General features: G+C 66.5%; 15 protein-coding genes. 9 read left to right on the forward strand and 6 right to left on the reverse strand.

Annotated features, from left to right (window positions below):
* Window positions 1-64 precede the first annotated feature (64 nt).
* Entirely contained in the window at window positions 65-514 is a 450-nt protein-coding gene (locus EXE63_RS08990) for a pyridoxamine 5'-phosphate oxidase family protein (protein WP_168141662.1), read from the reverse strand.
* A gap of 129 nt (window positions 515-643) precedes the next feature.
* On the opposite strand from EXE63_RS08990, the gene EXE63_RS08995 reads away from it, so the two are divergent.
* Entirely contained in the window at window positions 644-1,525 is an 882-nt protein-coding gene (locus tag EXE63_RS08995) for a universal stress protein (RefSeq protein ID WP_168141663.1), read from the forward strand.
* An 8-nt stretch (window positions 1,526-1,533) separates the two neighbouring features.
* Here the strand turns inward: EXE63_RS08995 and EXE63_RS09000 are convergent, their stop codons facing one another.
* Window positions 1,534-2,319, reverse strand: a complete 786-nt coding sequence (locus tag EXE63_RS09000) for a sigma 54 modulation/S30EA ribosomal C-terminal domain-containing protein (RefSeq protein WP_168141664.1) — start codon at window positions 2,317-2,319, stop codon at window positions 1,534-1,536.
* A gap of 240 nt (window positions 2,320-2,559) precedes the next feature.
* On the opposite strand from EXE63_RS09000, the gene EXE63_RS09005 reads away from it, so the two are divergent.
* Window positions 2,560-3,195 (forward strand): hypothetical protein, encoded by a 636-nt coding sequence (locus EXE63_RS09005; RefSeq protein ID WP_168141665.1) that lies wholly within the window; start codon window positions 2,560-2,562, stop codon window positions 3,193-3,195.
* Window positions 3,196-3,349: 154 nt separating this feature from the next.
* Entirely contained in the window at window positions 3,350-4,231 is an 882-nt protein-coding gene (locus tag EXE63_RS09010; protein WP_168141666.1) for a universal stress protein, read from the forward strand.
* A 9-nt stretch (window positions 4,232-4,240) separates the two neighbouring features.
* Here EXE63_RS09010 and EXE63_RS09015 read toward each other — a convergent pair whose 3' ends face one another.
* Window positions 4,241-4,711, reverse strand: coding sequence for an SRPBCC family protein (locus EXE63_RS09015; RefSeq protein WP_168141667.1), 471 nt, complete (start codon window positions 4,709-4,711; stop codon window positions 4,241-4,243).
* Between the two features lie 113 nt (window positions 4,712-4,824).
* On the opposite strand from EXE63_RS09015, the gene EXE63_RS09020 reads away from it, so the two are divergent.
* From EXE63_RS09020 to EXE63_RS09045, 6 genes are read left to right on the forward strand one after another with little or no spacing between them, the layout of a single operon-like run.
* Window positions 4,825-6,528: a response regulator gene (locus EXE63_RS09020; RefSeq protein ID WP_168141668.1), complete on the forward strand. Its 1,704-nt coding sequence runs from the start codon at window positions 4,825-4,827 to the stop codon at window positions 6,526-6,528.
* Between the two features lie 13 nt (window positions 6,529-6,541).
* Window positions 6,542-8,047, forward strand: coding sequence for an ATP-binding protein (locus EXE63_RS09025; RefSeq protein WP_168141669.1), 1,506 nt, complete (start codon window positions 6,542-6,544; stop codon window positions 8,045-8,047).
* 59 nt (window positions 8,048-8,106) lie between these two features.
* Window positions 8,107-8,952 (forward strand): LLM class F420-dependent oxidoreductase, encoded by an 846-nt coding sequence (locus tag EXE63_RS09030; RefSeq protein WP_168141670.1) that lies wholly within the window; start codon window positions 8,107-8,109, stop codon window positions 8,950-8,952.
* Between the two features lie 25 nt (window positions 8,953-8,977).
* Window positions 8,978-9,829 carry an LLM class F420-dependent oxidoreductase gene (locus tag EXE63_RS09035; protein ID WP_168141671.1) on the forward strand — a complete coding sequence of 284 codons (852 nt, stop codon included), beginning with the start codon at window positions 8,978-8,980 and terminating at the stop codon, window positions 9,827-9,829.
* A gap of 18 nt (window positions 9,830-9,847) precedes the next feature.
* Window positions 9,848-10,843, forward strand: a complete 996-nt coding sequence (rfbB, locus tag EXE63_RS09040) for a dTDP-glucose 4,6-dehydratase (RefSeq protein ID WP_168141672.1) — start codon at window positions 9,848-9,850, stop codon at window positions 10,841-10,843.
* Window positions 10,840-11,442 (forward strand): dTDP-4-dehydrorhamnose 3,5-epimerase family protein, encoded by a 603-nt coding sequence (locus EXE63_RS09045; protein WP_168141673.1) that lies wholly within the window; start codon window positions 10,840-10,842, stop codon window positions 11,440-11,442. Before rfbB ends, EXE63_RS09045 begins: the two co-directional genes overlap by 4 nt.
* Before the next feature lie 13 nt (window positions 11,443-11,455).
* Here EXE63_RS09045 and EXE63_RS09050 read toward each other — a convergent pair whose 3' ends face one another.
* Genes EXE63_RS09050 through EXE63_RS09060 form a run of 3 tightly spaced genes read right to left on the reverse strand, consistent with a single transcriptional unit; the run spans window position 11,456 to window position 13,808 of the window.
* Window positions 11,456-12,202 (reverse strand): Rv2686c family ABC transporter permease subunit, encoded by a 747-nt coding sequence (locus EXE63_RS09050; RefSeq protein ID WP_168141674.1) that lies wholly within the window; start codon window positions 12,200-12,202, stop codon window positions 11,456-11,458.
* Window positions 12,199-12,912 (reverse strand): fluoroquinolone export ABC transporter permease subunit, encoded by a 714-nt coding sequence (locus tag EXE63_RS09055; RefSeq protein ID WP_168141675.1) that lies wholly within the window; start codon window positions 12,910-12,912, stop codon window positions 12,199-12,201. The genes EXE63_RS09050 and EXE63_RS09055 overlap by 4 nt, the downstream gene beginning before the upstream one ends.
* Entirely contained in the window at window positions 12,909-13,808 is a 900-nt protein-coding gene (locus EXE63_RS09060; protein WP_168141676.1) for an ABC transporter ATP-binding protein, read from the reverse strand. The genes EXE63_RS09055 and EXE63_RS09060 overlap by 4 nt, the downstream gene beginning before the upstream one ends.
* Between the last annotated feature and the right edge of the window lie 153 nt (window positions 13,809-13,961).

Genomic DNA, 13,961 nt, shown 5'->3' on the forward strand with positions numbered 1-13,961 from the left:
GATCCGCCGAGGCCCCGATGGGCGACACCGATGCCAATGCTGCGTTGCTTGGCAAGGTTTTTCGTCATCCCAGTACTGGATCTTCGGCGGGCAGAGCCGACGCTGGGGTGACATTGAACCGAAATCGCCTCCCCGTGACGTTGCGCGGGCGGATCCGGACGAAATGCGGCTTCTCCGAACCTGTCCAGGGAACCACCCCGGCCCGTTCGGCCTCGGCGATGTCCTCGTCGCTGCGTATCGAGCGTGCAACTCCCGCCACGATGACGCTCCAGCCTTCGCTCAGACCGTGCCCGTCCGCTTCGAACAGGACATTGTTGTTGATCGCCGCACTGACCAGCTTGGTGCCCGGTGCCGTACGGAACACGATCGTCCGATCTTGCACGGCGTAGTTCACCGGGAAGATCGCCGGGTTGCCGTCGACCGCGGTCACCAACCGGCCAAGCGCTGCGCCCGCCAGCAGATTCCAGCACTCGGTCACGGACAGGATCGTCATCGAGTGGTCATCGTCGGTCATGTGTCGACTGTAGGCAGCTCACCCCCTCCCCGTCTGAGGTCCAAAGTCCCTTGTTCGACACACCAAGGACTCCTGAGCGGTCGCCGACGCTGCCCTAACGTCAGATCAACCCGTTCACAGGAGTACCAAATGTCGCAATCATCAACTCGATTCGGGATGCTCGTCGGCATCGACGGCTCCCCGGAATCACTGGCAGCTGTGCGCTGGGCGGCCCGTGCAGCCGTTCTGCGGCGCCGCCCCGTCACCCTGATGCACGTCGTTTCGCCGATCATTGTCAGCTGGTCGATAGAGGCTGTGCTGTCGGACTATCAAGGGTGGCAGGAAGACAACGCCGACAATGTCATCAAGCTCGCGCAGGAGGCGCTGTGCGCCGCCGTGGACGGTTCGCCTGCACCGGAGGTCCTGGTCGAACGTCGTCACGACGGTGTGATGACGGAGCTCACCGAAGCCTCGGGCAGCGCCGATCTGATCGTCATCGGCAGTCGCGGACTCGGCCCGGTCGGTGGAGCCGTGCTGGGCTCGGTGAGTCGCGGCCTGCTGCACCACGCACGGTGTCCGGTGGTCGTTGCCAAAGACGGCGTGGACAGCGACACCGACCGCGAGCTGCCGGTCTTGCTCGGTATCGATGGCTCACCGTCGTCGGAGGCAGCGATCGGGTTCGCCTTCGCCGAAGCGTCACGCCGCGGAGTCGACCTTGTCGCGTTGCATGCCTGGAGCGACGTCGCGCTGTTTCCGATTCTGGGCCTGGATTGGCACAAGTTCGAGGACCAGGGCCGCGAGATTCTCGGAGAACGGCTGGCCGGGTGGCAGGAGCAGTATCCCGACGTCACGGTCCACCGGCGCATCGTGTGCGACAAGCCGGCGCGCTGGCTGATCGACGAGTCCAGGCATTCACAGCTGGTGGTGGTCGGAAGCCGGGGCCGGGGCGGGATTTCCGGAATGTTGCTGGGTTCGGTCAGCACCGCTGTTGTCGAATCCGCGTCGGCGCCCGTGGCGGTGATCCGCGCCTGAGCGCCCACCTACCCGGCGGGCGTAATCACCGCGAGATCGCCGTCAAGGCGCCGGTAGAGCACACTGGCACGCCCCGCGGCCGCGTCGATGTAGAACAGGAAGGGCAGATTCAGCAGGCCCATGCGCTCCACCGCTGCCTCCTCACGCAGACAAGGCACCGGCTGGCCGCTGATGCTGACCGGCAGCTGGAAGGGTGCCACCTGGTCGGCGAGCGCGGGGGCCACCAGGGCCAGGCGAAGCCCCGTCGGCGAATCTCGGTACACGACACCCGATGCAGCACAGCCAATTTCGTGGAAAAGGTGGAAGTCGTAGCCCAACATCTCCATTTCGGCGACCGCTTCGTCGACGGTGCACGGGGCCATGGCATAGCTTTTGCGCCGACTGATCCGGGCCTCGCCGGTTACCGGAGGACGCGCCGCGCCGGACTCCGCGGCGTGACGCCAGGGGGGCGCCGCATCTGGTCCGCGATGTGGTTCCCACAGCTCACACACGTGCTCGAGACGCCGCCGCATCAACGCCTCCAGCTTGTCGATCGCTTCGCGGGCCGTGGCGGCCTCAACCTGCGCGCGAACGGGACGTCCCCGCACATCCATGTTGGCCTGCGCGATCACCGCGGACCCATCGACATCTCGGCGGCCCCGCGTCAGCCGCAGGCGCGCGTGGGTGATCGGGTGACGGGTGAATCGCCCGAGACCGCCGATCTTGATGCGCGCGTACTCCACGGCGCCGGGGAAGACTCCGCGAGTCGTGATATCGAGGTCGAAGGCCGGTACCGCATCTACTCCGTTGGGCATGTCTCTCTTGGTACCCCCGTGGGGTTCGGTCGGTAAGGGCCCAAAGTCATCGGCTTCGCGGCGCCGCATCCAGGTGTGGACGGCGTCGGCCTTCCCCGGACGAACGACCCCGATGGGAGGGACTTCGGTCCCTATCCGGCGACTGCGGGCAGGTGATCAGATGCCAGTGACTCGCACGGGGACGGCGGCCCCCGCAGGCGCTTCGCCCCGTGCCACTGCAACCGCCGAACGGAGATCATGGTGGGAAAGCAGCGCCCCGCGCTGGCAGCGCTCTCGGCCGTGGTGTGCCTCGGCACGTTGTATCGCGTGCACCTGCGACCGTGGCTCTACACCTGGGGAGCACGCGCCGACGAGATTCGAGCCACGCTGCCGGGAGACGAACTGGTCCAAGCGCCCGGCCCGCGAACTACCCGCGCGGTGAGCGTGGACGCTTCCAGCGCCGACATCTGGCCGTGGTTGGCCCAGATCGGCGAGGACCGGGGCGGGTTCTACAGCTACTCGCTGCTGGAGCGCGCGGTCGGCGCCGACGTGCACAACGCCGATGCCATCCATCCCGAATGGCAACACGTGCACGTCGGTGACACGATCTGGTTGGCCCGCCGCTACGGTCCGGCAGCCCGCCAGATGGTGGCCGCGGTGCAGCGTGACTCGCATCTGGTGCTGATGTCCCCTGCCGACTTCGAGCGTGTTCGACGCGGCCAAAAGGCCTCGGGATCTTGGGCGTTCATCCTCCGGCAGGACGTCGGCGCCACCCGATTGCTGGCACGCGGCAACGGCGGCGCGGCCGGCCACTTCTGGTTCGACGTCCCGCATTTCGTGATGGAACAGAAGATGCTGCGCGGTATCGCGCGGCGAGCAAGCTCGGGCAGGTCATGAGAGGACGCATATCCCAGCGCCTGCAGGGGCCATTGTCCCCTGCAGGCGGTGACCAAAGCCTCCGTCCGGCGGGCCGCGACGCGCTCTACGTTCGATTCGGGCCCGCACCATTGCGGTCCGTGCCACGCCGGATCGCCGATTCGAGGAGTTTGAGATGACGTCACACCGAGGGATCGTGGTGGGAGTCGACGGTTCGAAGGAGAGCGAATCAGCTGTCGATTGGGCCGCGCGGGAGGCTGCCCTGCACAAGGTCGGGCTCACCCTGGCACACGTCCTGCCCGACGATCGACTACGCACCTGGTACGAGATTTCGATCGCGGACCAGCTGGAACGGATCGCCACGCAGCACAGTCGCGAGATCCTGTCCAGGGCGACGGCGATCGCCGAGCAGGCTGCCGCCGCCTCAGGCCCGCTACCGATCACCGAACACCTCGTCGAGGGCAATGCCGTGTCGACGATGTCCGACCTGTCCAAGGGCGCGCAACTGGTGGTGGTGGGCAGTCGGGGGCTCGGCCGCGTCGGTCGCGCTCTGCTCGGCTCGGTCAGCGCCGGGCTGCTCCGGCACGCCCATTGCCCGGTCGCGGTGATTCACGCCACGGCGGAGGCGCAGCTGCAGTCCGGGCAGGCCCCCATCGTGGTGGGTATCGACGGCTCACCCGCCTCGGAGGCGGCGGTCGCGGTGGCCTTCGAGGAGGCCTCGCTGCGCGGGGTCGAGCTGATCGCGGTACACGCGTGGAGCGACCTGACGGTGTACGCGTACCCCAACGACGAGTGGATGACGCTACAGCCGCAGGCCGAGGAGATACTGGCCGAGCGGCTGGCCGGCTGGCAGGAGCGCTATCCCGACGTCGCGGTCCGACGGGTGGTGGTCCGGGACCATCCCGCTCACCAGCTGCTCGTGCACGCGGAGTCGGCGCAGCTTGTGGTCGTCGGAAGCCACGGCCGCGGCGGGTTCGCCGGGATGTTGCTCGGATCGGTCGGGGCCGCGGTCGCGCAGGCCGCCCGCACTCCCGTCATCGTTGCGCGCTCGTCCTGATCGCGGGATCTATTGCTGCGCTTCGGCGGCGGCTTTGATCGCGGCGAGCGTGGCGGGAATACCGCTGAGCGCCAACGCGGATCGCTGAGCGATCTGCGCATCGGCGTCGTCACCGAACCGCTCGCGAAATCCCTCGAGGCCCTTGGGCAGGAATCGCCAGTACTGGGTGAGTCGCGATCCGGCATCCTGCGGCTCGACACTGAAACCCCAGCGCACCCAGCCGTTGTTCACCTCCCACGCGAACTCGCGTCCGGGTTCGGCAACGACCACCTGGCTGCGCGTCTCCCAGGTTCTTTCTGGAAGGACGTTACGGCCGGTGAACCACGCCCCCACCACGGCACCGGCGCCAGGTTCGTCCCACCAGCAGGCCTTGCACACCGGACTCCACTGCCCGATCCGGGTGACATCTGAGACCAGCGCGTAGACCGCATCCGGGGCGAGCGCGATGGCAACGGAGTCGGAGAATTCGAGGACGGTCATTCTCGGAGTCTAGGAACCCCGGGACGGACGCCGTGTTCGCCCTCGGCGATGCCGTCCCCGAACCGGACATCCGGGCAGAATTTCGTCAGACCAGCGGCGCATACTTATGGGCAATGCCCGGATCTGAGAACCAACCCCGTTTACCCGCAATCCTGACGGTCGATGACGACCCGGCCGTCTCCCGTGCGGTGGCCCGCGATCTGCGCCGCCACTATGGCGAGCGCTACCGCATCATCCGTGCGGAATCCGGCGCCGACGCCTTGGAGGCCCTCAAGGAACTGAAGTTGCGCGGCGACACCGTCGCCGTGTTCGTCGCCGACTACCGGATGCCGCAGATGAGCGGGATCGAATTCCTCGAAAAGGCGATGGAGTTCTTCCCAATGGCCCGCCGCGTGCTGCTCACGGCCTACGCCGACACCCACGCCGCGATCGATGCGATCAACGTCGTCGACCTCGACCACTATCTGCTCAAACCGTGGGACCCGCCGGAGGAGAAGCTCTATCCCGTCATCGACGGACTGCTCGAGGAGTGGCGCTCGGTCGGAGACCGCGGCATGCCCTACACCAAGGTCATCGGTCACCGGTACAACGACCGTTCCTGGGAGGTGCGCCAGTTCCTGGCCCGCAACGAGTACTCGTTCCGCAGCGTGAACGCCGACGAGCCCAAGGGCCAGCAACTGCTACAGGCCGCCGGCCTCGATGACAGCGTTCTTCCGGTGGTCATCACCGAGAAGGGCCACACGATGGTCGCACCCAGCGACGCGGAACTGGCCGCGCTGCTCGGGTTGTCCACCAGCCCGCAGCTGGACATGTACGACCTCGCGGTGATCGGCGGCGGTCCCGCCGGCCTGGCCGCCGCGGTATACGGCGCCTCCGAGGGCCTCAAGACCGTCCTCATCGAGAAGGCCACCACCGGCGGGCAGGCCGGCCGCAGCTCGAAGATCGAGAACTACCTCGGCTTCGAAAACGGCGTCGCGGGTGCCGTGCTGACGACGACCGCCCGGCGGCAGGCCGAGCGCTTCGGCGCCGAGGTCATCACGACGCAGGAGGCCGGCCGGCTCAAGACCGGCGGTATCGGTGCGGCCCACACCGTCCACCTCAACGATGACCAGACCATCGGCGCCCGCGCGGTGATCCTGGCCACCGGCGTCGATTACCGCCAGCTCGAGATCACCGGATGCTGGGAAAACCCCGACTCCCCCGGCGACAACTACATCGGCCGTGGCGTCTACTACGGCGCATCCGTGGCCGACAACAACGAATGTGCGGGCGAGGATGTCTACATCGTCGGCGGCGCCAACTCGGCGGGCCAGGCCGCGATGTACATGTCGCAGACGGCCAAGTCGGTCACCATGCTGATCCGCGGCTCATCGCTGGAGGCCGGGATGTCGCAGTACCTCGTCGATCGCATCAACCGGACCGACAACATCAAGGTCAGGACGTGTACCGAGGTCGTCGACATCACCCCGGGCGACGGTTTCCTGTCCGGGCTGGTTCTCCTCGACAAGCGGACCGGCGAAACCGAACCCGTTCCGTGCAACCGGATGTGTTGTTTCATCGGGGCCACGCCCCGCACGGAATGGCTGGAGGAAGCGGGAATAGCTCGCGACGATAACGGCTTCATATTGTCGGGGCCGGATCTCCGCGACAAGGTCGGCTGGACGCTGGACCGTCCGCCGCATCACCTGGAGACGAGCGTTCCCGGCGTATTCGTCGCCGGTGATGTGCGTTCGGAGTCGGCCAAGCGGGTGGCCGCGGCGGTCGGCGAGGGTTCGATGGCAGTGATGTTGGTGCACAGGTATCTGGCGGAAGCCTGAGAGGACGCGAGCAATGGGCGCACAGAACGGCGAAGAGTGTGTGCGCGACGAGTTGCGCACCCTGTTCCTCTTCGAGCATCTCTCCGATGAGCAGCTGGACATCCTGTGCGAGGCCGGCCATATCCAGTATTTCCCTGCGGGCCCGCTCGTGGTCGAGGGCGAATCGGCGACCTGCTTCTACGTGTTGATCGACGGTGAGCTGGTCATGTCGAAGCGCTCCGGCGGCGTCGACATCCAGACCAACCGCACCTCCCAGCGCGGCGTGTACTTCGGTGCGTGGTCGGCCTACATCCCCGGCGAGGAACAGCTCTACCAGGCCTCGGTGCGGCTGGTCACCAAGTCACGGGTGTTCGTGCTGCAGGCCGACACCTTCGCCGAGTTCATGCGCCAACAGTTCCCGATGGCGGTGCACCTGATGGAGGGCCAGCTGGTCGGCGGCCGGCGCCAGAGCCAGATCATCGGGCAGCGCGAGAAATTGCTGGCGCTGGGCACCATCACGGCGGGCCTGACCCACCAGCTCAACAACCCGGCCGCCGCAACGGCGCGCGCCGTCTCGGATCTGCGCGAGACGGTCGGCAAGATGCGGCACAAGCTGTCGATGCTCGCGGACGGAAAGTTCAGCCCCGAGGCGCTGCGGGTCCTGGTCCGCATCCAGGACGACGTGGCCGAGCAGGTCGCCAAGAATCGGGACGTCGAGCTCTCGGCCCTGGAGGCCTCGGATCGCGAGGATGCGATCGGCGATTGGCTGGAGGACCACGACATCATCGGCGCCTGGGATTACGCGCCGACATTCGTCGAGGCGGGCCTGGACACCGACTGGCTGGAAAAGGTCCTCACCTCCGTCGACGATGTCGACGCCACCGCGTCGCTGCAAGGTGCCATCGGGTGGCTGAAATACACCATCGACAACGAGTTGCGGATGAACGAGATCGCCGAGGCCAGTAAGCGGACCTCGGCGCTGCTGGCCGGCGCCAAGCAGTACTCGCAGATGGACCGCGGCGCCTACGGCAGCGCCGACGTACACGAGCTGCTGCGCAGCACCATCATGATGTTCGGCGACAAGATCGGCGGGCCCCGCAAGGGCAGGCCGGTGTCCATCGTCAAGGACCTGGACAAGACACTGCCCGAATTGCAGTGCTACCCAGGTGATCTCAACCAGGTGTGGACCAACATCATCGACAACGCGATCCAGGCGATGCAGGGGCACGGGACGCTGACCATCCGCACCGCGCGGGAGAACGAACAGATGATCCGAGTGGAGATCTGCGATGACGGCCCGGGTATCCCGGAGGATGTCATCGAGCGCATCTTCACCCCATTCTTCACCACCAAGCCCTTCGGTGAGGGCACCGGCCTCGGCCTGGATCTGGCCTGGCGCATCGTGGTGGAAAAGCACGGCGGCAACATCTCGGTGCAGAGCAAGCCCGGTGACACCCGGTTCGCCGTGTGCCTGCCGCTGGTGGCACCGGCACCGGTCACACCGACTCCTGGTGAACTCTCCGCGGCCGGCACCGAATAATTTGCGGTCAATCTGCGCGAATCGGAATGCGCACGGTTTCGGCCGCGGTTGACCTGACCATGACGAAACCAAACTTGGGCGCATTCGGGGTATTCGGCCACTACAGCCAATGGCAGCAGCTTTCGCCGGGGCAGCTCCGCGATATCGAGGGCCTGGGTTACGGCGCGATCTGGGCCGGCGGCTCGCCACCCGCCGAGCTCGAGTGGGTCGACCCGATCCTCGGCGCCACCGACTCCCTCCAGCTCGCGACCGGCATCGTCAACGTCTGGACCGCTGCGGCCGCCCCGGTGGCCGACTCCTTCCACCGCATCGAGAAGCAATACCCGGGCCGGTTCCTGCTCGGCATCGGCGTGGGCCACCCCGAGGCGCACACCGAGTACAAGAAGCCCTACGACGCGCTCAACGACTACCTCGGCGAGCTGGATCAGCACGGTGTGCCCAAGGACCGCATCGTGGTGGCCGCCCTCGGCCCACAGGTCCTCAAGCTCTCGGCACGGCGCAGCGCCGGCGCCCACCCGTATCTCACCACCCCGGAGCACACCCGTGGAGCCCGCGAGCTCATCGGACCCGACGCCTTCCTCGCCCCCGAGCACAAGGTGGTTCTCATGACGGACGCAGACAGGGCACGCGAGGTGGGGCGCAACGCGCTGGAGATCTATCTGAACCTCGCGAACTATCTCAACAACTGGAAGCGGCTCGGCTTCACCGATGCCGATGTGGCCAAGCCCGGCAGCGACGCACTGGTCGACGCGGTCGTCGCCCACGGCACCACCGAGGCCGTCGCCGCGCGCCTGCGCGAACACCTCAGCGCCGGCGCCGACCACGTTCCGGTTCAGGTGTTGACGGGTACTGACAAGCTGGTGCCTGCGCTCGCAGAACTGGCCGGCCCGCTCGGCCTGCAGTAACGAGACCCGGAATTAAGGACAACACATGACCGACGCTGTCACGCTCAAGCCCGACCTCGGCCGCTACGGCGTCTGGACGTTCGGTGTCCCCAAGCCCGATCAGGCCGCCGAGATCGAGCGGCTCGGCTACGGCGCACTCTGGATCGGCGGTTCACCCAAGGGCGACCTGAACTATGTCGAGCCGCTGCTGGAGGCCACCGAGAACCTGCAGGTGGCCACCGGCATCGTCAACGTGTGGACGGCCGATGCCGAGGAGGTCGCGCAGGCCTACCACCGGGTGGAAAAGGCCTTCCCCGGCCGGTTCCTGCTCGGGATCGGCATCGGTCACCCCGAGCACACCGAGGAGTACCGCAAGCCCTACGACGTGCTCGTCGAATACCTCGACGCGCTCGATGCGCAGAAGGTCCCGACCAGCCGCCGGGTGATCGCCGCGCTCGGGCCCAAGGTGCTCGAGCTGGCAGCAGCCCGCAGCGCGGGTGCCCATCCGTACCTGACCACCCCCCAGCACACCGGCCAGGCCCACAATTTGATCGGCAACACCGTCTTCCTGGCCCCCGAGCACAAGGTGGTGCTCAGCACCGACGCGGACGAGGCCCGGGAGGTCGGACGCGGCGCTGTCGACTTCTACCTGAACCTGAGCAACTATCTGAACAACTGGCGCCGGCTCGGTTTCACCGAGGACGACATCGCCAAGCCGGGCAGCGACCGGTTGATCGATGCCGTGGTGGCGCACGGCGACGCTGATGCCATCGCGGCGCGACTGCACCAGCATCTGGAGGCCGGCGCAGATCATGTGGCCATCCAGGTACTGGGCGGCTGGGACAAGCTGATCCCGACGCTGACCGAACTGGCGGGTCCGCTGGGCCTCAAGAAGTAGCCCGATAGGGTTTCACCCATGCGCCTGCTGGTCACCGGTGGCGCCGGGTTCATCGGCGCGAACTTCGTGCACCTGACGCTGCGCGAGAACCCGGACGCCGAGGTGACGGTGCTCGACGCGCTCACCTACGCCGGCAGCCGGGAGTCGCTGGCACCGGCGGCCGACCGGATCCGGCTCGTCGAAGGTGACATCACCGACGCCGAGTTGGTCACCGGGCTGGTTGCCGAGACGGACGCGGTGGTGCACTTCGCGGCGGAGACCCACGTCGACAACGGCCTGGCCGACCCGACGCCGTTTCTGCACTCCAATGTCATCGGTACCTTCACGGTGCTCGAAGCGGTGCGCCGGCATGGCGTGCGGTTGCATCACGTGTCGACCGACGAGGTGTACGGCGATCTCGCACTCGACGATCCGACGCGGTTCACCGAGTCCACGCCCTACAACCCGTCGAGCCCGTATTCGTCGACGAAGGCCTCCGCCGATCTGCTGGTGCGGGCCTGGGTCCGCTCTTACGGTGTGCGCGCGACGATCTCGAACTGCTCCAACAACTACGGGCCCTATCAGCACGTGGAGAAGTTCATCCCGCGCCAGATCACCAACGTGCTGACCGGGCGCAGGGCCAAGCTATACGGCGCCGGGGCCAATGTGCGGGACTGGATTCACGTCGACGATCACAATGCGGCGGTGTGGCGGATCCTGCGCGACGGCGATTCCGGCCGCACCTATCTGATCGGCGCCGACGGGGAACGCGACAACCTGTCGGTGCTGCGCACGCTACTGCGACTGCTCGACCGTGATCCCGACGATTTCGACCGGGTCACCGACCGCGCCGGCCATGATCTGCGTTACGCAATCGACGCCTCGGCGCTGCGCGACGAACTCGGCTGGCACCCGGAGCACACCGATTTCGAAGCCGGACTGGCCGCCACCGTCGACTGGTACCGCAACAACGAGTCCTGGTGGGGCCCTGTGAAAGCCGCCGTCGAAGCCCGGTACGCGGAGCGCGGACAGTGACCGCCCGGGAACTGAGGGTTCCGGGCGCGTGGGAGATCACGCCGGCGCTGCACGTCGACGGGCGCGGCCTGTTCTTCGAGTGGTTCAGCGATCCCGAGTTCAGCGCGATGACCGGGCACCACTTCGACATAGCTCAGGCCAACTGCTCGGTGTCGGCGGCCGGCGTGCTGCGCGGTGTGCATTTCTCCGAGCTGCCGCCGAGTCAGGCCAAATACGTGACATGCGTGCGCGGTTCGGTGTACGACGTGGTGGTCGACCTCCGGGTCGGCTCCCCCACCTTCGGGCAGTGGGATGCCGTCCTGCTCGATGATCGCGAACGCAAGTCGGTCTACCTCTCCGAGGGCCTCGGCCACGCTTTCCTTGCACTGGAACATGATTCGACGGTGATGTACCTGTGTTCGGCCGGCTACGCACCGCAGCGTGAGCACACCATCCTGGCCACCTCCCTGGGCATCGACTGGCCCGAAGAGCACCCACTGAACCTCTCCGAGCGCGATGCCGCCGCGCCCACGCTGGACGAGGTGCAGGCCGCCGGGTTACTGCCGTCGTGGGCGGACACCCGGGCTTTCGTCGCAGGCCTGCGCGCCCGAATGCCTTGATCTCTGCCGGTTCTCAGATGTTCTTGGCGATGAAGCGACGGAACAGCGGCCACGCGACCGCCAGGTTGTACAGCGCGCCGACGATGACGTACGGCCACCAGGTGCCATGCTCGCTGGCGACCCAGAACGCCTTGGCCGCCCAGTAGGGCGGCAGCACACCGAAAGCCAGGTTCCAGGCCGAGTCGATGAACCACGGCAGACACGGCAGACCGGCGATCAGCATACCGAGCGCTCGCATCATCGCGATACCCTGAATCTTGTTGCCTGCCACCGCGACGATCAGCAGCAAGGTCACCACAGCGGACAATCCGGCGAGCATCCCGATCGGTATCAGCACCGGGACCAGGCCCGGTTGCAGAATTCCGCTCAACGACATCGTGGCCACCACGTAGGCGGTGGTGACCAGCATGACCGTGGCGGCGCGGTACCCGAAGAACGTCGACAACGACACCGGCGCCACCCGCAGCGCTGTCAGCGTGCCGGCGTCCATCTCCTCGAGCACCAGGAACGCTGCCATTCCGCCGGCGATGATGATGCTGGTCAGCAGCAGAAACCCCGTGAGAATCAACGGGTAGTAAGGCACCAGGTCGAACTGCTGGCGCGCGGCGAGCATATCGGTGAACATCGGTGTGAGCACCGCAACGCACGTTGTCCAGATGACCGGAGCGAGCACCAGCATGACCAGCAGGGGATCGCGGTAGGTGCCGCGAAGATCGTTGCGGGCGAAGGCCGCCAGCGCACGCGCAGATGGGACCGTCACAGCACTCCCGCCCTCTGCACCGCGTAGCGATCGAACAACGTGTGAGCGGCACGCCACAGCACGACCACGCACAGCACCGGATAGAGCACCGCGTAGAGCAGCTGCCAGCCGGTCAGGTCCACCTGGTGGAACGCAGCACCCAGCAGCAGCATCGGCCCCTGCATCGGGAACACGTAGAGCACCGGGTTGGGCCACAGACCCGAATAGTGGATGACCGGCGGGACCAGCATGATCGCCAGCGGGATGGTGGCGGCCAGGAACGAGTCGGTGACCGCGGCGAAGGGCAGCGAGGTGATGAACCCGACGATCAGCATCAGCAGGGTGCCGAGCAGCACGCCGCCGAGCAACGGCACCGGCCGATAGGCGAGCCCGTCTGCGGCGGTCACCACGATGACCGCGACCAGCAGTGAAATCGAACTCAGTACAGCGAGTTTGGCGCTCAGATACTCCCAGAACCGCAACGGCGTCGACAGGAGTGCGCCCAGGGTGCGCTCCTGCTTGTCGAAGAAGACCGACCCGCCGATGAAGAAGAAGCCGATGATCGCGATATCGCCGGCCAGCACGTAGGGCTCGGCGACCGGACGCAGATCAGGTGGCATCGGTAGCAGTACGGCGAGCCAGATGAGCCCGGAGAACACACCCGCGTGCAGGAACTTCTGCCGGTACTGCAAGGTCAGTTCGAGCCGGATCGCCGTCCGTAGCCGGGTCATGTCAGACGCCTTCCGGTCACCTCGACGAAGACGTCATCGAGGCTGGCTTCCTGGCTGTGGATGGTTTCGATGTGGTGATCACGCAGCACGGCATGGAATTCCGGGTCGTCCGCCAGGCCGTCCAGTCCGAATTCGGCGGATTCGAGCGCCTTGCCCGATCGATACTGCACCCGTATCCGACGTTGAATGCGCGCGATTTTCAGCTCGGCCGGGGTGTCGAGGGCCACGATCTGCCCATCGACCACGAACGCGACGCGGTCGCACAGTTCGTCGGCCGTCGACATGTCGTGGGTGGTGAGGAATATCGTCGCACCGCGTGCCTTCAGCCCCAGGATGATGTCCTTGACCTTGCGCGCGCTGACCGGGTCCAGCCCGGAGGTCGGCTCGTCGAGGAACAGCAGTTCGGGATTGTTGATCAGCGATCGGGCGAAGGTCAGCCGCATCTGCATGCCCTTGGAGTACTTGCCAACCCGGACCTTCGCTGCATCGGCCAGATCCACGGAATCCAGCAGTTCCATCGGGTCCGCGGTGGGGCCGTCGTACAAGGATGCGAAGAACCGGAGGTTTTCCAGGCCGGTGAGCTTCTGATAGTGGTTGGGCAACTCGAAAGACACGCCCACCCGCTGGTAGTAGTCCGGGCCCCAGTCGAGTGGGTCTCGACCGAACACCGTGGCACTGCCGCCGTGGCCGCGGAGCAGCCCGATCAACAGTTTCTGGGTGGTCGACTTCCCGGCGCCGCTGGGGCCGAGGAACCCGAAGATCTCGCCCTGCCCGACGGCGAAATCCATTCCGCGGATGGCGGGTTCGGCGGCCTTGGGATAGCTGAACGTCAGATCGTGGACGCGGATGATCTCCGGCGTGGCAGCCGGAGCGGACGGGGACAGCACGGGGGACACGGTCACCCTTCGGTCGGGCGTACCGCCGGACCCGGCGGAACGCAGCTGGATACCATCTCCGACCAGACTTCCCGGAACACCGCGGACCACTATACTGAACTTTCAGAAATTATTGAAGCTTTCTGTGAAGGGCAGGTTTTCAGGTGTCCACGT

Source organism: Mycolicibacterium frederiksbergense, from assembly GCF_012223425.1.
In the GTDB taxonomy this organism is placed as follows: Bacteria; Actinomycetota; Actinomycetes; order Mycobacteriales; family Mycobacteriaceae; genus Mycobacterium; species Mycobacterium frederiksbergense.

Coding starts and splice junctions, on each gene's coding strand:
- EXE63_RS09010 (WP_168141666.1), top strand. CDS start 3,350: ATGACGTCACACCGAGGGATCGTGGTGGGAGTCGACGGTTCGAAGGAG.
- EXE63_RS08995 (WP_168141663.1), top strand. CDS start 644: ATGTCGCAATCATCAACTCGATTCGGGATGCTCGTCGGCATCGACGGC.
- EXE63_RS09020 (WP_168141668.1), top strand. CDS start 4,825: ATGCCCGGATCTGAGAACCAACCCCGTTTACCCGCAATCCTGACGGTC.
- EXE63_RS09025 (WP_168141669.1), top strand. CDS start 6,542: ATGGGCGCACAGAACGGCGAAGAGTGTGTGCGCGACGAGTTGCGCACC.
- EXE63_RS09055 (WP_168141675.1), bottom strand. CDS start 12,912: ATGACCCGGCTACGGACGGCGATCCGGCTCGAACTGACCTTGCAGTAC.
- EXE63_RS09035 (WP_168141671.1), top strand. CDS start 8,978: ATGACCGACGCTGTCACGCTCAAGCCCGACCTCGGCCGCTACGGCGTC.
- EXE63_RS09030 (WP_168141670.1), top strand. CDS start 8,107: ATGACGAAACCAAACTTGGGCGCATTCGGGGTATTCGGCCACTACAGC.
- EXE63_RS09015 (WP_168141667.1), bottom strand. CDS start 4,711: ATGACCGTCCTCGAATTCTCCGACTCCGTTGCCATCGCGCTCGCCCCG.
- EXE63_RS09000 (WP_168141664.1), bottom strand. CDS start 2,319: ATGCCCAACGGAGTAGATGCGGTACCGGCCTTCGACCTCGATATCACG.
- rfbB (WP_168141672.1), top strand. CDS start 9,848: ATGCGCCTGCTGGTCACCGGTGGCGCCGGGTTCATCGGCGCGAACTTC.
- EXE63_RS08990 (WP_168141662.1), bottom strand. CDS start 514: ATGACCGACGATGACCACTCGATGACGATCCTGTCCGTGACCGAGTGC.